This is a genomic window from Bittarella massiliensis (ex Durand et al. 2017), from assembly GCF_009876955.1.
GTDB classification, from domain to species: Bacteria; Bacillota; Clostridia; order Oscillospirales; family Ruminococcaceae; genus Bittarella; species Bittarella massiliensis.
Genome location: NZ_WWVY01000002.1, coordinates 436038 through 453269, shown reverse-complemented (window position 1 = coordinate 453269; position 17232 = coordinate 436038). Strand labels below are relative to the sequence as shown.

Annotated in this window: 15 protein-coding genes and 1 tRNA gene; 5 read left to right on the top strand and 11 right to left on the bottom strand. The window is 60.3% G+C overall.

All coding sequences use genetic code 11. From position 1 onward, the window contains the following. Positions 1 to 20: 20 nt before the first annotated feature. The 3 genes from GT748_RS03210 to GT748_RS03200 all read right to left on the bottom strand — a co-directional run bounded on the left by GT748_RS03210 (position 21) and on the right by GT748_RS03200 (position 4018). Positions 21 to 1031, bottom strand: a complete 1011-nt coding sequence (locus GT748_RS03210) for an aldo/keto reductase (RefSeq protein ID WP_021659996.1) — start codon at positions 1029 to 1031, stop codon at positions 21 to 23. Further along, positions 1028 to 1981, bottom strand: a complete 954-nt coding sequence (locus GT748_RS03205; protein WP_021659995.1) for an alpha/beta hydrolase — start codon at positions 1979 to 1981, stop codon at positions 1028 to 1030. Before GT748_RS03205 ends, GT748_RS03210 begins: the two co-directional genes overlap by 4 nt. Positions 1982 to 3088: 1107 nt before the next feature. Further along, on the bottom strand, positions 3089 to 4018 hold the full coding sequence (locus tag GT748_RS03200; protein ID WP_021659991.1) for a DMT family transporter: 930 nt from the start codon (positions 4016 to 4018) through the stop codon (positions 3089 to 3091). Positions 4019 to 4276: 258 nt separating this feature from the next. Between GT748_RS03200 and GT748_RS03195 the strand changes: the two genes are divergently transcribed. Together GT748_RS03195 and GT748_RS03190 are read left to right on the top strand one after the other, a co-directional pair. Beyond that, a complete protein-coding gene (locus tag GT748_RS03195; RefSeq protein WP_353590487.1) occupies positions 4277 to 5365 on the top strand; it encodes a glycosyltransferase in 1089 nt (362 codons plus the stop codon). Between the two features lie 74 nt (positions 5366 to 5439). Next, positions 5440 to 5526, top strand: a tRNA-Leu gene (locus GT748_RS03190). A 372-nt stretch (positions 5527 to 5898) separates the two neighbouring features. Here the strand turns inward: GT748_RS03190 and GT748_RS03185 are convergent. From GT748_RS03185 to GT748_RS03160, 6 genes are all read right to left on the bottom strand, one after another. Further along, on the bottom strand, positions 5899 to 6468 hold the full coding sequence (locus GT748_RS03185) for a hypothetical protein (protein ID WP_052537739.1): 570 nt from the start codon (positions 6466 to 6468) through the stop codon (positions 5899 to 5901). After that, entirely contained in the window at positions 6435 to 10310 is a 3876-nt protein-coding gene (locus GT748_RS15905) for a DEAD/DEAH box helicase (protein WP_052537738.1), read from the bottom strand. Before GT748_RS15905 ends, GT748_RS03185 begins: the two co-directional genes overlap by 34 nt. 181 nt (positions 10311 to 10491) lie before the next feature. Continuing rightward, positions 10492 to 10968 carry a hypothetical protein gene (locus GT748_RS03175; protein ID WP_161213265.1) on the bottom strand — a complete coding sequence of 159 codons (477 nt, stop codon included), beginning with the start codon at positions 10966 to 10968 and terminating at the stop codon, positions 10492 to 10494. 202 nt (positions 10969 to 11170) lie between these two features. Continuing rightward, complete coding sequence (locus GT748_RS03170) at positions 11171 to 11407, bottom strand: DUF6514 family protein (protein ID WP_021661415.1); 237 nt, start codon at positions 11405 to 11407, stop codon at positions 11171 to 11173. Beyond that, the gene (locus tag GT748_RS15675; protein WP_021661414.1) at positions 11408 to 11632 is read right to left on the bottom strand and encodes a helix-turn-helix domain-containing protein; all 225 of its coding nucleotides are present in this window, start codon (positions 11630 to 11632) and stop codon (positions 11408 to 11410) included. 313 nt (positions 11633 to 11945) lie between these two features. Next, positions 11946 to 12899, bottom strand: coding sequence for a nucleoside hydrolase (locus GT748_RS03160; protein ID WP_021661412.1), 954 nt, complete (start codon positions 12897 to 12899; stop codon positions 11946 to 11948). A 110-nt stretch (positions 12900 to 13009) separates the two neighbouring features. On the opposite strand from GT748_RS03160, the gene GT748_RS03155 reads away from it, so the two are divergent. From GT748_RS03155 to trxB, 3 genes are all read left to right on the top strand, one after another. Then, positions 13010 to 13639: a Crp/Fnr family transcriptional regulator gene (locus GT748_RS03155; RefSeq protein ID WP_161222309.1), complete on the top strand. Its 630-nt coding sequence runs from the start codon at positions 13010 to 13012 to the stop codon at positions 13637 to 13639. A gap of 294 nt (positions 13640 to 13933) precedes the next feature. Next, entirely contained in the window at positions 13934 to 14260 is a 327-nt protein-coding gene (locus GT748_RS03150; RefSeq protein WP_021661409.1) for a thioredoxin family protein, read from the top strand. Positions 14261 to 14346: 86 nt separating this feature from the next. Continuing rightward, positions 14347 to 15273, top strand: a complete 927-nt coding sequence (gene trxB, locus GT748_RS03145; RefSeq protein WP_161222308.1) for a thioredoxin-disulfide reductase — start codon at positions 14347 to 14349, stop codon at positions 15271 to 15273. 84 nt (positions 15274 to 15357) lie between these two features. On the opposite strand, the gene GT748_RS03140 is transcribed toward trxB, so the two are convergent. Continuing rightward, positions 15358 to 16218, bottom strand: coding sequence for a prepilin-type N-terminal cleavage/methylation domain-containing protein (locus GT748_RS03140; protein ID WP_021661407.1), 861 nt, complete (start codon positions 16216 to 16218; stop codon positions 15358 to 15360). Positions 16219 to 16350: 132 nt separating this feature from the next. Further along, complete coding sequence (locus tag GT748_RS15900; RefSeq protein ID WP_021661406.1) at positions 16351 to 17202, bottom strand: pentapeptide repeat-containing protein; 852 nt, start codon at positions 17200 to 17202, stop codon at positions 16351 to 16353. Positions 17203 to 17232 lie beyond the last annotated feature (30 nt).

The following is a 17232-nucleotide window of genomic DNA, read 5'->3' as shown; positions in this document are numbered from 1 at the left end:
CCCCCTCTGTTTAAAGGCTTTTATTTGAGAAAGGTCTTGTAGTCCTCGTAGTTTTGGTGCAGCAGTTTGGGGGTGTCCAGCCCGTAGGGGCAGTGGTTGACGCAGTGATTGCAGTGGATGCAGTCGTCGATTTTGGCCATCTTCGCCTGCCATTCCTCGCCCAGCCAGGGGGCCGGGGGAGAGCGGCGGAGCATCAGGGACATCCGGGCGGCGTTGGGGATCTCGATCCCCGCCGGGCAGGGCAGGCAGTAGCCGCAGCCGCGGCAGAAATCCCCTGCCAGTTGCAGCTTGTCCCGCTCGATGAGGGCCTGCAACTCCTCGGTGAGGGCGGGCGGGTTTTCGCCGTAGGCGAGGAACTCTTCCAGTTCGGCCATCCGCTGCACCCCCCAGATGGGGAGGACCCCTTCAAACTGGGCCAAAAAGGCGTAGGCGGCAGCGCTGTTTTGGATGAGCCCGCCCGAGAGGGCCTTCATGGCGATAAAGCCCACGCCGTGTTGGCGGCAGCTCTCCACCAGGGCCAGGTCGTCGGGGGAGGCCAGGTAGCAGAAGGGGAACTGCAGGGTGTCGTAGAGGCCGGATTCCACCGCCTCTCGGGCCACGTGAAGCCGGTGGTTGGTCAGGCCGATGAAGCGGATCTTGCCCTGCTCGCGGGCCTCCAGCATGGCCTCGTAAAGGCCGCTGCCGTCCCCCGGCTTGGGGCAGAAGGCGGGGTTGTGAAACTGAAAGAGGTCGATGTAGTCGGTCTGCAGGGCGGCCAGCGAGGCATCCAAGTCCCGCCAGAAGCCGGCGGCGTCGGTGGCGGGGGTCTTGGTGGCGAGGATGACCTCCCCCCGCCGGCCAGCGAGGGCGGCCCCCAGCTTTTCCTCGCTGTCGCTGTAGAGGCGGGCGGTGTCAAAGAAGGTGATGCCCCCGTCCAGGGCGCGGCGGACGATGGCCACCGCCTCCTCCTTGGGGATACGCTGGATGGGCAGGGCGCCAAAGCCGTTTTTGTTGACGGTGAGGCCGGTGCGGCCCAGGGTCACGGTGTTCACAGTCTCTCTCCTCCCTTGTCGGTTGGCGGCAGGTGCCCCTCTAAAAAGGCCAGCAGGTCCTCGTAGACCTCCTGCCGATTTGTCTCGTTGAACATCTCATGGCGGCCGCCGGGGTAGAGCTTGCAGGTCACCTTTTTTACGCCGGCGTCCTTGAGCCGTTGGGCCACAGCCTTCGGGCCCTCGCCGTAGTCGCCCACCGGGTCCTCCTCCCCCGAGAGGAGAAGGATGGGCAGGTCCTTGGGCACCGACTCGGCCCACTCGGGCACCGAGACCCGGGAGAGGACCTTGAAGAGGTCCAGAAAGGCGCTGGGGGTGAAGAGGAAGGTGCAGTAGGGGTCGGCGGCATAGGCGTCCACCACCGTCTCGTCCCGGGAGAGCCAGTCATAGGGGGTGCGCCCGGCAAAGCGCTTGTTGTAGCCGGCAAAGGCCAGCTTGTTGAGCAGTCGCCCGGGCTTCTGCCCCTGGCCCAGGGCGATCTGCAGCTTGGCCAGCCGCATCCCCCACCTGGCCGCAGGGTTGCCGCCGCTGGTGCCGCTGATGACGGCGGCGGTGAGTTTGGCGCCGTATTTGGCCAAAAAGTTCCGGGCGATGAAGGAGCCCATGCTGTGGCCCACCAGAAAGTAGGGCAGACCGGGGAAGCGGGCCCGCAGCTGTTCGCAGACCACATTCAAATTTTCCGTCAGGTAGAGGTGGCCGTTTTTCTCGGCAAAGTAGCCCAGCGCCTCCTCCTCGCCGGCGGTCTTGCCGTGGCCCAGGTGGTCGGCCCCGCCGACGGCGTAGCCCTGGTCGGTGAGAAAGCGACAGAGGGGCTCGTAGCGCTCGATGTACTCGCACATGCCGTGGGAGAGCTGCACCACCGCCTTGGGCGCCCCCTCGTCGGGCAGGTAGAGGTAGCAGGCCAGCTGGGTGGGCAGGCCGTAAGACTCCAGGGAAAAGGTCTCTTTTTTCACAGCGATTTCTCCTCCGATCTGTCGATGTGTTCAGATACCCATATCATAGCAATTTTATCGAAAAACTGCAAACAAATTGCCAAAAAGAGGGCGCAATCGGGAGAAAATTGAAGAAAATAGGGGAGGACATGCTTGAAAGCGGCCTCCCTTCCCAAAATGGCGGGTCTGTGCTGCGGGGGAGGGCGCTGTCCTCCCCGCAAAAAAGCGGTGTGCACTGGGGCGGGGAAGGGAGATCCCTCATTTTCTCAGAGCCCTTTGGGGCGTTTGAAACGGCCGCCTGGTCGCCGCCTTGGAAGGGCCCTTTTGCAGACCACTGGGAAAAGAGCTGTGCGGGAATCGGTATGATTTGGCGGGGGGGGGTCGACGGGAAGGGGGTGGAGTGGATTTCAACGGCCTTAGGGGAGCAGAGGGGAAAGGCGTTTTTTTCCAGCGGAAGGTTGCCACGGCGCAGCCGAAGGGGGGAGATTGGACCGGAGCGTCGCCACAGCGCCGACTCTTCCGCAAAATCGCCGGGATGCGGCGATCTTCCCTGTCCGTCGCTCTCTCTGAGAGGGGGGGAGAAAAGGGAGGACCGCACAGGTGTAGAGCATGGCAGACCGCTTTTTCTGCATAAGAGGGCCCTGCCCGCTGTCTGCGAATGCCACTTTTTTGGCAGTTTCATCTGTTTTTCTGTGCGCGGGCGGAGAGGAGGGCCTACCGCAGAGGATGGGCCGCTGGAAAGGGACGGACAGAGTCGGCTGTTCTCTCCATACAGAGGGCCCTTCCGGGAAGCTGCGGCGGGGAGGGCCGTCGTCGGAAAGAAGGGGACGAAAGGGAGCCATCCGCCCTAGGCCACAGGGGTGGCGGGGTGGTGTTCCCGGTGCCGCTTGACCGGTGCGGTTCCCCGCTGTCAAAAGGAAGGGCGGCGACGCGGTCAAAGGAGAGAGGGGCCTATTGCCCCGTTCCCTCGCCGCTGCGCCGGGAGTTTGCAACGCGGCGGCGGATCTTGCTCTGTTCTTGCCGCACTCTTGGGGAAGGGGGCGCTTCTAATCAAAGAAACGGCGTTTGCCGCGCGGGGATGGCCCGCAGGCAGACGCCGTTTGTGGTGGGTGACGAGCAGGGGAGAAATCAGCGGGTGGAGGGCAGCTCGTCCTCCTCCTGTAAAGCGGGGGCGTCCGATTCGGGGCGGCGCACCTCCCCCCGCTGGTGCAGGGCGATGAGGGCGACAGAACAGAGGATGAGGGCGCAGCCGCCCAGCTTGAGGGGGGAGATGCCTTCCCCCAGGAAGAGCAGCCCCATCAGCACGCTGGTGATGGGCTCGAACATGCTGAGGATGGAGGCCAGAGAGGGACCGGCATGGCGCAGCCCCAATTGAAAGAGGGTCATGGCCCCCACGGCCGCCAAGAGGGAGGAGGCCGCCGTCAGGGCCCAGCCGGTGGCGGTGAGGGAGAGGGTGAACTGCCCGGTGAGGGCGCCGTAGAGGGCAGAGGCCGGGCTGATGACCAGGGAGAGGTAGAAGGTCAGGAGGAAGGAGTTTAGGTTTTTGAGGCCACTCTTGTCCATCCAGATGATGTAGAAGGTGTAGAAGGCGCCGGAGGAGAGGGCCAGCAGAATGCCGATGAGGCTGCCGCCCGGCTCCATAAAGGTGGCGATGCCGGCGGTGGCCAGCACCAGGGCCACCACCTTGTAGCGGTAGAGTTTTTCCTTTAAAAAGACGACCGAGGCGGCGGTGGTGAGCACCGGATAGATGAAGTGGAGGGTGGTGGCCATCCCCACGGGGATGTAGTTGTAGGAGATGCCCAGGGTGATGGCGGTGGCGGTGGAGCCCACCAGCCCGCAGACGATCACCGAGACCAACTGGTGGCGGGTGATCTTGAGGGGGATGCGCAGGGCCAGCAGGATGCACAGCAGCACCGGCAGGGAGAGCAGCCCGCGAAAGCAGGCCGCCATCGAGGCGTTGCTGCCCATGGAGTAGGTGAGCTTGCTGAGAACGGGGGTGATGCCGAAAATCACGGCCGATGCGATGGTGTAGACAATTCCTTTCAAGGTGTTTGGCAAAGGGGGCTCCTCCTCACATGCAGATCGCCGCCCGCCCGGCCGCCGGGGAAGAGGGGAGAAACCCTCTGCCGCACCCCCGCAACGCCGGTCGAAAATGGGCGGAACACTGCTATTTTACATGGAAAAACCCGCCAGTGCAATCGGCTGCAGGGGGGAAAAAGAGAAAATTTTTGCGGGGGAACAGCCTACCCTTTTGGCGCATAGACTGGCCCATGCCGCCGTCTCGGCGGGAAGAAGGGGGAATGGGGTTTGGCGACTGTGAGTCTTTGCATGATCGTTCGGGATGAAGAGGACGTTTTGGGCCGCTGCCTGGACAGTGTGGCCGGGGTGGCCGACGAGGTGGTCGTGGTGGACACCGGCTCGAAGGACCGCACCCGGCAGATCGCCCTGGAAAAGGGGGCGCGGGTGTACGACTTTCCATGGTGCGACGACTTTGCCGCCGCCCGCAACTTTGCCCTGGAGAAGGGGCGGATGGAGTATCTCTTTTGGCTGGACGCCGACGATGTGCTGCTGCCCGCAGACAGGGAGGCGCTGATTGCCCTCAAAGGGGAGCTGGACCGATCGGTGGACATGGTGATGCTGCGCTACAACACCGCCTTTGACCAGGCGGGACGGCCCACCTTCTCCTTTTATCGGGAGCGGCTCTGGCGGCGGGACCGGGGGTTCCGCTTTGAGGGGGCGGTGCACGAGGCGGTGACCCCTCGGGGCCGGGTCATCCGCCGGGAAATCGCCGTCACCCACCAAAAGCTCCATCGTCGAGACCCGGAGCGAAATCTGCGCATCTTTGAAAAGGAGGCGGCCAAGGGCCCCCTTTCCCCCCGACAGCAGTTCTACTTTGCGCGGGAGCTCTGCTATGCCGGCCGGCTGGAGGAGGGGGAGCGGGTGCTGACGGCCTTTTTGGAAAGCGGCCAGGGCTGGGTGGAAAACCAGGTGAGTGCCTGCCGGGAGCTGGCCCGCTGCCTGGAGCGCCAGGGACAGCCGGAACGGGCGCTGCGGGCCCTGTTCTGGAGCTTTGCCTTTGACCGGCCGCGGGCGGAGGTCTGCTGCGACATTGCGGGCCGCTTTTTCGATAGGGGGCTCTGGCAGCGGGCGATGTACTGGTACCGCCGGGCGCTGGAAATCCCCTTTGACCCCGCATCGGGCGGCTTTACAGAGCCCGACTGCTACGACTTCCTGCCCCACATTCAGCTGTGTGTCTGCTATGACCACCTGGGGAACTGGCGCCGGGCCGAAGAGGAGAACGAACTGGCCGCCCGCAGCAAGCCGGATCACCCCTCGGTGCAGCAAAACCGGGCCTATTTTCGGGCGCGGCGGCAGCGGGAGACGGGCACCGGAAAGGGGGGATGATCCCCCATGGAGGGAGAGGGAAAAGGGCTTGCATTTTGCAGGGGGAACGTATATAATAACAGGGTACTAAAAATGCCGGTGTGATGGAATTGGCAGACGTAGTGGACTCAAAATCCACCGCTGGTGACAGCGTGCCGGTTCGAGTCCGGCCACCGGCACCAAGAAGAGAGCCTGGAATACTTTTGCGTTCCAGGCTCTCTTCTTTTTTATAGTTTTATACCTGTGTTTGGGTGAGTATCTATTTTGCCTGTTTTTGTAGTAAATAGGAGCCGTCAGGGAAGATTTGATTGCCTACTAAAATACCTATAAAATCGACTGCTCTTTGAGTGCGATGCCCTACAGTAAAGTCCGGCAGTCATCTGACAAGAAGAAATCCGGCCAATGAATGGGAGGACTCTCTGTACAGGTTGAAAAAAGGAGGCGCTGTTGGTGCACCTCCTCTTCTGATAAGACTGTCGAATATTTGAGGCTTGAAATGGGGTTATACTGCCTAATATTCTCGATTTCGGCCTATCTGCGGCAAAGCTAGGGGGTCAGTTGAAAGCGGGTGATTGTGCGAGGAGGCTATGTCCCACAGCGGTCTTTCCAAGCTCTCCCTTTCTAAACAACACCTTTAGAAGCTCCCTAACAGCTGGCCAGGAAAATGCTTCTTTGTGGCAACACTGGTTTCTCAACTTCTTGAATTCAACCAAATCTGTGTGATAGGTATACCACCAGTGCTGATCGCAGCTCTCCCCATTCCATGAGACGTGCAAATCTGCCAGATGGGAGCGATGGGCCTCTTCTTGCAGCAAACTGGTGTATAGGCCCACCATTGCCTGGTTTTCTGGCAGATGCTCCAGTGTTTTGCGGTTATATTTGAAGGTGGGAAAGTGGTGTTTGAGCGCGGGAAAAAGGCAGGTTTGCAGTTGTAGTTCCATAGTCTTACAAAATAGAATGCCACAGCATGAGAAATCAATATTTTCAATTTGGTACCGTTTTCGCAGTAGGAAAAACATCATATACAGCTTGACACTCCAAATGGCATACTGTGCCACCGCAGGGTCCATCTCTTTAAGTGCCTGTTCGGTCAGTCCAAAGGCGTCGGCTTGTTCTGGGGACAAAGTGGCGTCATCCTCCCAAATTGTAGAGAGGGATTTGCAAAAAGTGCTGGCAAGAGCATTGGGAATCTCGCCGTCCAACTCAAAAGCGGTTCCCCGAGGCACCTGGCGAAACAACTTTTCGACCTCATCTCTTTCCGCTTGTGCATGGGGATCTTCGGCGATTTTTTTAAGGGGCGTATGGCATAGCTGTCCATGATGGACTTGACCACCTGCATGACATGAGAGTGCTGCCAAACAGTATAATCACCAATGATGTACAGGCGGTACTTTGCTCGTGTCACCGCCACATTGACAATGTTTGTGTTTACCCATCTCACCGCGCCGAGAGCATTTCGGTCGCACCCCAGCAAGAAGATGACCTCGGAAGCTTCTCGTCCCTGAAAGGTGTGAACGGTCCCCACATTTTTTTCGAGCCATCGGGAGAAACGGACATCAGTCCTGTATTCAGGAAGGTTTCGCACCATTTTTGCCAGTCCGTCCTTCACTGTGGTAAAAGGGCTGATGACGAATAGGTCTGGAATGCCATCTGTTTTGGAAAATGCCAGCCGAATGAGCTCCAGTGCCTTCTGTCCCTGATTGGACACGAAGTGGTTTTTGCCTTGGGTGCTCTGCTCCGTTCCTCCCACGTTGAACCACGCAGAACTCTCCAAGCAGAAACCGGCCTCCTGTTGAGGGCTGGGCTCTGTGGTCTGCTGTTTCATGCTGTTGTTGTAGGAGATGGCGTTGGAGATTTCATACATGGGACTGATACATCTGCGGTGTACCATTAAGGGACAGCCAACCCAGGTCTTTTGTTCACCATCCATCTCAGAAAAAGAAGTCCCAACCGGGTTGATGCGGTCAGCGAATTCCTGAACAGATCGGCGTTTTGATCGATAGGGATGGTTGTAAGGGGTGTCGATCAGACGTTTGATTGCGTCCATGTCATCTGTTACAACGGGTTCCACCTGTTTGGGATCTCCTACAACAATGGCCCTTCGACACCGATAGAGCGCGCCGATTGCCATTTGTGGTTGGGCCTGCCCTGCCTCGTCGATAATCAGATAACCAATCTCACCGGGGTTGCGTATGTCGTGGAGCATGGCGCCCGCTGAGGCAAATGTTGTCGAAATGACAGGGGTGAGTAGGAATACAGTGTTTAACAGTGCGCCAAAACAACTCTCTTTATCCCGCTGGGAAAACGACACCAATTTGTGCTCTTCATCTTGGGAGACCTTCCACAGCATGAGTAGATTTCTCAGATTCCATCCACATGCCCTAGAAGAGAGAACAAACTCCCTGTGCAACTGAAGAGCACAATAGAATAATTTTTCCCGTTCGCGATTGTATTCTTCGGTAAACCACGGATTGCATACCTGCGCACGGGTGCTCTCTTCTTCATCCTCACTGCCGTAGAGGGACCAAAATTCATCATTGAGAATGGTCATCTGGCGGAGGACATCCGTTGTTTTGTCGGCGCATTCCAGCAGCTCGAGATACTTGGTGCGCATCTGCTGGGCTTCTGTGTCGAGAAGGGTGATCTGTCGTTTGACCTCCCCAATAGAAATTTCACAAGTCTGCTTTGCTTCCTCGCAACTGTGTTTTCTTCGATTCCACTCTCCCGTGGCCTCTGACAGATGGCGACAATGGCGCTCGCGCTCCTGCAACTGTTGCAAGAGGGTGCGATAGCGGGCTTCCATTTCTGACTTTGCCTGCCTCTCGCCATCCAATGCGCAGTATCGCTCTGCAATATTTTGGGACAACATGGTGGTTTTGTGGATAATAGCCCAGAGCCATTCCTTCCAGCCCTGTCGGGCCTCTAATTCGATGATCTCATTCTTGATCCTCTGAATTTTCTCATCGGCACGGTGCAGCTGCTGATCTTGAAGGAGCCTTTCCGACTGTAGAGCGGAGAGAATCTGTCCCGCATTCTGACTCTCGTCCTGAATTTTCTTCACTTCATCAAGGGCAGCGGCGATTTCCCGCTGTAGACGGACTGCCTCTCGTTTGCTCTCCGCAAGATTTTGCATGAGTTGCTGCCGTATTTGTTCAAGTTTCTTTTTTTCTTCGAGAAAGGTCTGTCGGGCACTGCTCACCTTGCCAATACGCTGTTGCAGTTCTTCTACTTTGGCGAGTTGAAGCTGAAATTGCTCAACTGCTTTGGAGTAGAACTCTTTGCGTGCTTGATTTTTTTCTCGGGAACAGTGTGTAATTGTGAGAGGACGAAGCACCCTGTAGGCATAGGCACTGATGTTGTCAGCTTTTCCGAGCGCGGCGGAGATGAGTCCCCAGCGATCCCACTCGCCCTCGCGCCGGTAGGCCAACTCGTTGGCGTACTCTGTAAAAAAGACATCTCGAAAAGCTGTTCCTTTGTGTCGGTCCAGCGGGAAAGCCGACAGGGCGCACTCACCGATATACTGCGGGTCAAACAGCCTCCGCACCTGCTGCAGCCCTTCCCGAATAGGTGAGGCATCGGCTCTGCCCGAAGAGATGCCTTCCAGCAGAGCTTCCCTGTCCGGCAGCTCCTTAGTAATGTTCTCGACCGCGGCGTTGTTGCAGGAGGCAACCAACATACCATAGTCCTTCATCCTCGGATCGGCAAAATCAAAATAGGACTGGCAGTATTTGCTGTAGCTGTGCTGTATCTTGTCTCCGTCCTGAAAATGCATCTCGACAAACGCATCGTCGGGGTCTGCATAGGCCGCCGTCAAGCGAGCCCTGTCCACAATGTTCCCTGCAATAATATCTTTGAGCAGGGTGGTTTTCCCGGTACCGGGCGGTCCATTTACTGAAAATAGCTTTCCGGCGGGCGCTTGGGGAACGGTTCCCAAGTTAATTGCCAGTTGCTGCATAAGGGCAGGCATAAATTGCGATGGCCATCTGCCAAGGGGAGCGCATGATACGTCCAGATGGTGCCAGAAAAAGTCCTTTAGAGAATCGGTACTTTTGTCCGGCCGTACATCAAGCCTTTTGGAAAAGTCAATCCAGTGGTTTTGAAAGGTTTCTTCAGCGTACGCCCCAACAATGTACTGAATGACCTGGCGCTCAAATTCGCTCTGCCTGCCATATCTACCGGCTTCGATCTGTTGAGTGACGAGTCGCAGGTCATCGGCAAAAAAGCTCCTACACAGGTCGCTGTGATAGAGGGGGTCCAGGTTCTTGACTTTTGATTCTTCTGAAGAGTAGCGCCGATGAATGGCAAGTCCGCGAAAGGGCGTTGCCTCATTAAAAAGAGGGATGAGATATGCTTGGCAGACAGAATGATAGAGACGCTGCAGCAACGGAGTAGTCACCGGTTTCCCCACGCGCTGTTCTTCTACTATCTCTGTCAACTCGCTCTCAAAGGGGGCCATTGCTGTCCGGTAGGCAGAAAGAGACAGCAGTTGTGCGAGAAACTCTTCGTTTATTTTGCCTTCGGTATTTTGCAGTTGAGCAACCCCCCACAAAAGGGGGGAGATGCAAAAGCTGTTTTGGATGTAGCGTCCATTTCCGTCGCATTTTAGACCGATAATACAGATGGTGCCGCGACTGACTTCTGGTGACTCGTCTGTTTGGCCAAATTTTTTGCGCAGATATTCCACACAGAGATTGCGCCCTATCTTTCCCAGACAGATTGCAACCTCGTCCGAGGTGACAGAGTGAAAGGGATAAGTCTTAGCATCTTCGTTGAGCAGGGTGCGGATGTCGGGCACCTGTTCATCGAGTTCGCGGTAGACAGTGATGGGGTATCGGTGCTCGCCAGTTCGCGCCGTTTGATTTGCCTTCTTATTGTCCCTGCTCTCTGACGGAAAGTTTTGCTGGGAGAGAAACTCCATCAAATACCAATATCGCAGGATCAGTAGGGCAAATTCACACTGTTCCACAGAGGTACACCTCCTCGTGTATCGACCTATAGAGGTTTTGGGGCGGAAACGGGACGGGATAGACTTCTGCTCTGTTCTCAACATGACCGCGGCGCTGTGATGTGCCTTTGGGGTGAGCAGATGGACATTCTATTTTGCAGCTCCCGCACGACTTTAATAGGCGCCCTACCGCTCCCAAGCTCTACCGCGGCGGGTTGCACTTGGAGCAGGGGCTGTAACTGCGCTTGGCGTCGTCCAGCGAGATGGGGATGCAGCTCTTTTTTAGGTACTGGCAGCCGGCGCGGTGGTATTTCTCCCCCGTCTTGGTCACATAGACGGTGACGCTTTGCTGGGGGTCTGTCGCGGGGGCGGCGGAACTGCTGGGCGGGGCGGCAGGGGCAGGGGATCCGCTCGGCGGCTGAGAGGTCGCCGCGGCGGAGGACACCGGCTTGGAGGACGATAGAGAGGCGCTCTTTTTGGATGCGGCAGCCGAGGAGGTTTGGGAGCTGGAAGACACCTGACTGCTGGAGGCGGAGGAGGAAACGCGGCTGGAGGAGGACGCGCTGGACGAGGTGGCCGGAGCGGAGGGAGCAGAGGACCCGCCTTCCCCGCCTTTGGCCGCGGAGCAGCCGCCCAGACAGAGGGCGGCCGCCAGCAAGAGGACAAACAGCTTTTTCACGACAACATCTCCCAGTTGATTGGATGGGGTTTTCTCCATCCTAGCGGGGAGGGAAGCGATTGTCGCGAAAGGTTTGTCGAAAGGGGGAGAAATTTGGTGAAGAGGGTTGCCCTCGGATAGGGTCGTGGGGCGGCTTTGCACCTTTCTTTGGAAACAGGCGTGAAAAAAGCCCCCCAAAGGAGGCCTTTTGCCGCGGTGGTCCCTATTTTCCAAACGCATCTTCGATCACGTCCATCAGGTGCTCCGGCGCCAGCTCATACCGGTTGCACAGAGCGGCGATTTGCTCGACAAAGGGGCGGGAGACCGAGACGTCGGACACCTGGCGGAGAAGGAGTTTGCCGCCCCCCTCTCTGCGCCAGACGCGGATGCCATAGGTGAGAAAGGTGCCGCTGTCGGCGATCCGGCGGAGTTCCTGAAACACCGCGTATTCGAGTTGCAACTACATCACCTCCTCTCGCAGGCTGTCCAGGCTGAAACCCAGTTGAGAGGAGATCCGCAAAGCGGTCGCCAGACTGGGGTTGGTGTGCCCGTTTTCGAGATTGTGATAGTGGCGGGGACTGATGCCGCAGAGCTCCGCCATCTTTTCCTGGGTCAGGCCGCGCGCCTCCCTGGCCAGTCTGAGTCGCAGTCCAAATTGCACCGCTACGCGCTTGAATCTGTCCACTTTGCCACCTCCATGCTGGAATAATAGTCCAATTTGCGAAGCAGCACAATGAACAGTCGTGCGCAATTTGCTATTTTTTGTAAATTCTTTCCGAAAAGGGGCCCTTTCAGGCGAAAAAGGTTGACGGGAAGTAGCCGGGAGGGCGGCAGGGACGATGGCGGTGCCAGGATCTGCGCAGCCGGAATGCAGCGAACTCGAAATGGGAGGACCCCGAGGGCCAGCGCCTTTGGGGAGTGAGAGCAGGCCCTATGGGGAGGGATGCGAGAGGGGAAAAAGAAGACCCGCCTTGCGCAGGCAAGGGGGGCGAGGTGGCTTATGGCAGCAGCATCTTTAGGACCCGCTCTTTGAAGAGGGCGGCGTCCATCCGCTTGATGAGGCGGGCGTTGGCCGGCTGATTTTGGTAGCCGCCGGCGGTGGCGATCGTGTTGGGGAGGAAGGGGATGACCTGGCCATAGGTGGCCTCCTCCCGGTAGCAGGTGTAGCAAAAGCGGTCCTCCGCCTCCAACACCGTGTCTGGCCAGAGGGCGGCGGCTGCGGCGAGGGCGTCGGGCAGGGGCACGGTGGGATAGCCCAGGCGGGCGGTGGCCATCTCCAACAGCACCCGGTTGCTCTGCACCACAAACGAGGCTAGGGCGGAGCCCGACTGGTTGAGGAGGTCGATGTCCTGGGCGCTGAAGGCGGTCTCGCCCAGGCAGAGGTCAAATCCGGCGATGGTGAGGGGGATCCCACTTCGCAGTACCGCATCGTAGGCCTCGGCATCCACCAGCACGTTGAACTCGGCCACGGCGGTCTCCATCCCCAGGCTGTACCCGCCGGTCCCCATGGAGTAGATGTGTTTGACCCCCTGCATGGTTTCCGGCTCCTTCATCAGGGCGAGGGCGACGTTGGTGGCGGGCCCGATCATCAGGATCTCCAGTTCGCCGGGAAAGCGCTTGGCCAGCTGGCAGATCACATCCACCGCGTGCCCTTCCCGGGGGGCGATATGGGGGTGCACCAAGCCGCAGTCGCCCATGCCGTCGCTGCCGTGGGCGTGTACGGTGGTGAGGGGCTCGCGCAGCAGGGGGCGGGAGGCGCCCTTGTAGACCGGCGGCAGCTCACCCCCCACCAATTCCAGTGTTGCCAGGGCGTTTTGGGTGGCCTGTTCCAGGTCCACGTTGCCGAATACGGTGGTAACTGCCTCCACCTGGACCCCGCTGCCCATGAGCATCATCATCAGGGCAAGGGCGTCGTCTCCTCCAGTGTCGGTGTCGATGATAAAATGTCGCATCTCTCTTCTCCTCTCTCGGTTGACGGTTGGTTTTCTCCAGTATAGAATGAAGCCAATGGCAAAATCCAGGTCACCTGACCAAAATGCAATTTTTTGTTTGGAGGTGCCCCATGAAAGGGCTGATCGATTTTTTGGCGGCGGCGCCGGCAGCGGTCAGGCGCCAGCTGGAAGAGGTGTCGTTTGGGCGGCGGGCCCCTATCCTCTGGGAGGGGATGGAGAACAGCGCCGTCTATATCCTCCTGGAGGGGGGCGCCGAGGGGTACTTGCAGGGGGGCCGGGGGCAGGTGTCGCCGGTGTTTCACTACTGCGCCCCCAGCCTCTTCGGCGAGTTTGAGGTGTTTTGCGGGCGGGAGAACGTCATCAATGTGGCGGCGGTCAGTCCCTGCCGACTGTACCGCCTCTCCCGCAGCGCCTTTTTGGAGTGGATGCGGGCCGACTTTGACTTTACCCAGTACGTGGTGGCCCAGTTGGTGCGCAAGCTGACCGAGAACACCGTCCTCTTTGACAAGTTTGGCCGCTACACGGTGCGGGAGCGGGTGCTGCGCACCGTGGCGGTCTGGCACCGAGCCGGAAAGCTGCCCCAACTGACCAAAGAGCTGTTGTCGATGGAGGCGGGGGCCCCGCTGCGCAGCGTCAACCGGGCTGTGGCCGCCTGCGCTAAAGAGGGGATCTTTTGCTGGGAGAAGCGGCGCTTTCGAGTGCTCGATGAGGGGGCGCTGAATGCTTTTTTGCCCCAGTAGGGGACAGCTGGGCCAAAGGGCGGACAGAAAGACCGGGCTTCACCGTGCGCAGTGCACGGCGGGGCCCGGTCTTTTGTCGAGAAATGGGAAAGAAATTGGGAAAGAGGGGTTGACAGGAGATTCTGTAACTGTTAGTATTACAGTACAATCTGTAACAATAGAAAAAACAGTTTGCGGAGATGGAGCTTCGGCCGGCCTGCGCCAAAAGGGAGATTGGCCGCCCCAGAAGGGACGGGCCCTTGCAGCAGGCAGCGCCAATCCTTCCGCCCGAAAGAAAGGGAGGTCGCGTTTGCGATGGCAGTTTTAGCAGTTGGTAGAGAACAGTTTGAAGAGGGGGTGCTGCGCAGTGAGAAGCCGGTGCTGGTGGATTTTTCCGCCCCCTGGTGCGGCTACTGCCGCCGGTTGGCCCCGGCCGTTGCGCGGCTGGCGGAAAAGTATGGCGACCGGTTGGAGGTAAAGATAGTGGACATCGACGAATTGCCGCAGTTGGCCGAGCACTACGGGGTGGACACCATTCCCACCCTGCGGCTCTTTGCCGGCGGCCGCGCAAGCGAGCCCCTGGTCAACCCCGGATCGGCGGCGGAAATCGAGAACTGGCTTCGGGAGAATGGGGCCCTTTAAAAAGATGAGAAATCGACCAAGAGCCCTGTGACGACCTGCCCGGCTGTACCGAGAGGATGTGTCGGGGCGGAAAGGATGTGTGTGCGATGGCGGAAAAAATATACGACGTGGCAGTGATCGGCGGCGGGCCGGGCGGCTATGCGGCCGCCCTCTACTGTGCCCGGAGCGGCCTTTCGGTGCTGGTGATCGAGAAGATGGCCCCCGGCGGGCAGATGGCCACCACCGGCCAGGTGGACAACTACCCCGGATTTGACGAGGGGATCGACGGCTTTGCGCTGGGGGAGCGGATGAAGCGGGGGGCCGAGCGCTTTGGGGCGCAGACGGCCTTCGCCGAGGTGGAGTCGGTGGACCTGCGGGCGGTCCCCAAAACAATCGAGACCAGCGATGGCCCGGTGCTGGCCCACACCGTGGTCCTGGCCACCGGGGCCTCTCCTCGGGAGCTGGGGCTGCCCGAAGAGCGCGGTCTGCGGGGGCGGGGGATCTCCTACTGCGCCACCTGTGACGGGATGCTTTACAGGGACAAGACGGTGGTGGGCGCCGGCGGGGGGAACAGCGCTGCGGAGGACGCCCTCTACCTCTCGAAAATCTGCAAAAAGGTCTATCTGGTGCACCGGAGGGATGCGCTGCGGGCGTCGGCTGTCTATCAAAAGGCGCTGGAGGGCAGCCCGGTGGAATTCCTCTGGAACCAAACGGGCGCGGAGGTCCTTCACGGCCAGCGGGTGAGCGGGGTCCGGCTGCAGGAGGTGGGCAGCGGCGCCACCCGCGAGGTGGCCTGTGATGGGGTCTTTGTCGCCATCGGCCGGGTGCCCGACACCGCCCTTTTCCGCGGCCAGCTGGAGATGGACGAGCAGGGCTACCTGGTGGCCGACGAGACCACCCGCACCAGCCTGCCGGGGGTCTTTGCGGTGGGGGATGTGCGCCAAAAGCCCCTGCGGCAGATCGTGACCGCGGCGGCGGACGGGGCGGTGGCCTCCAAATTTGTGGAGGAGTATCTGGCCCAGCTCGGCGGCTAAAAATAGCGCCGCCGTCGGGACAAAGAAGAAAAAGGGGGGGCGGGAGCAGTTGATTGCTCCCGCCCCCCTTTGGGTACAGGCGAGTCAGTTGGCGCCGGCCGGCATCTGGCCGAATACCTGGTAGATGGCGTCGAATTGCTGTTTGTCCGCGTCGCTCTGGGGGATGTCGGTGAATTCGCTCCAGGAGGCGTCGCCCCGGCCCAGCACGGGGTAGTATTCGCCCTTCCCCTCCAACTGGGTCTCCTGCACGGTGACATAGCCGGCGGTGTAGGTGCCCCGGCGGGAGTTGTAGCGCATCACCTTGACCTGGCTGCCCACCGGGTAGTCCGCCAGACTTTCGGTGGTCCAGTAGAGCAGGAATTGGCCGCTTCCCACCCCCTGGAAGGACCAGCTCTGCACCCCCTGGGCCTGCAGGTCAAAGCCCGCCTCTTTGAGGGCGCCCTCCAGCTTTTCCCGGTTGGTGCCCTGCTTGCTGGTGGAGTCGATGTACTTGCCCGCACCGGTAAAGGACTGGAACAGGGCCTTGAGCTCCTCGCTGCCGGGGTTTGCCATGAGATTGCGGATGACCTCGCTCATGTCAAAGGTGTAGGCGCTGTCGTGCAGGGGACAGACGACCTGTATCTCCCCTGCGCCGTCGCGCAGCACGTGGTAGACTCCGCCCTGCTTGCAGTAAAATTCGGACGTTTGGGCCAACTCCTGCAGTTGGGAGGTGGTGAGTTTGCCCCCGCCCCCAGTCTGATAGATCTCCTCCGCCTGCAGGTCGCGGGCCAGGCCGGCCTTGCTCACCTCGCAGGCGCGCTTGTGGGCCTTGTCGATCCAGCCCACCATGGAGGGGATGAGGAGGGCGGCGAGGACCGCCAGAATGACCAGGACCACAATGACCTCCACCAGGGTGAACCCCTTGGGGCGGCCCCGACCGTTGCCCGCGTTTGTCTTTTCTGTCATCGCTTATTCCACCCCCGCACCCGTCTGGCATGTGTTCATTTATTCCCCTATTATATCACACAAAGCCGGTGGGTGGGAAAAAGATGTGCAAAAAGGCGGAAAAAAGGGAAGGGGCGTGGCCGCCCCAAGGGGTCACCGGGGCCCGTCGTGCTGTGGGGAGGGGTCCCAGGAGGCGGGGCGGGAGAGGAAGGGGGGAAGGCGGGTTTGCCCGTCCCCCCGAGCGGCCCCCAACTGGATGGGGGTGAGGAAGATGCTCCCCCGCAGGTCGGCCCCGCGGAGATCGGCCCCCCGCAGGTCTGCGCCCAGGAAGCTGCTGCCCCAGAGGTCACAGCCGGAGAGATCGGCCCCCAGGAGGAGGGACATGGAGAAATCGCGCCCGCGCAGGGGCGCTCCCCGAAATTGCCGGCCCGAACAGTCGGCGCTCCGACGGGGGGAGGGCCGGCCACCGACGGCGGCCAGGGTCAGCTCGTGGGCGGGGCGGAGCAACTGGTTGACCCGCGTGCGCTGCCGCTCCACCAGGGCGGCGTCGAGGGGGACGTCCCCCTCGCCCAGGGACCAGCACTCGCCGATGAGCTGCTGGGCCCCCTCCCAGAGGGAGCGGGCGGGGAGGAGGGCGGCGGCTTCGGCCAGGTACCAGAGCATCTGGTGGAGGGCGGTCAGGGAGAGGAAGCGGGCAAAGAGCCGCTCCTTTTCTTCCGGGTCGCGGCGCCAGTCGGCAGGGGAGGTGGCAGCCCGCTGTCCGGCCCCCAAACAGTCGTAGGCGGTGCAGCCATGCAGGCCGCGGGCGGTGAGCTGGCCGTGGATGGCGCAGCGGTACTCCCCGTCCAGGTGGGGGCAGGGGCGGCCCGGGGGCAGGTCGGCGGGAAACCCCTCGGTGCGGGCGCGGTAGAGGGCGGCACAGCAGAGGCCGCGGCAGCACCGGCAGTCGGCGGTGAGGGCCTTTCGCAGCTGGGGAAAGGGCTCTTCCCGGCGGATGGGTCGCACGGCAGATCACTCCTTTTTAGAATAGTGGTT

Bases quoted from the DNA above. Each gene is read 5' to 3' on its own strand.
- trxB (WP_161222308.1), top strand. From the start codon at position 14,347: ATGGCGGAAAAAATATACGACGTGGCAGTGATCGGCGGCGGGCCGGGC.
- GT748_RS03160 (WP_021661412.1), bottom strand. From the start codon at position 12,899: ATGCGACATTTTATCATCGACACCGACACTGGAGGAGACGACGCCCTT.
- GT748_RS03140 (WP_021661407.1), bottom strand. From the start codon at position 16,218: ATGACAGAAAAGACAAACGCGGGCAACGGTCGGGGCCGCCCCAAGGGG.
- GT748_RS03155 (WP_161222309.1), top strand. From the start codon at position 13,010: ATGAAAGGGCTGATCGATTTTTTGGCGGCGGCGCCGGCAGCGGTCAGG.
- GT748_RS03150 (WP_021661409.1), top strand. From the start codon at position 13,934: ATGGCAGTTTTAGCAGTTGGTAGAGAACAGTTTGAAGAGGGGGTGCTG.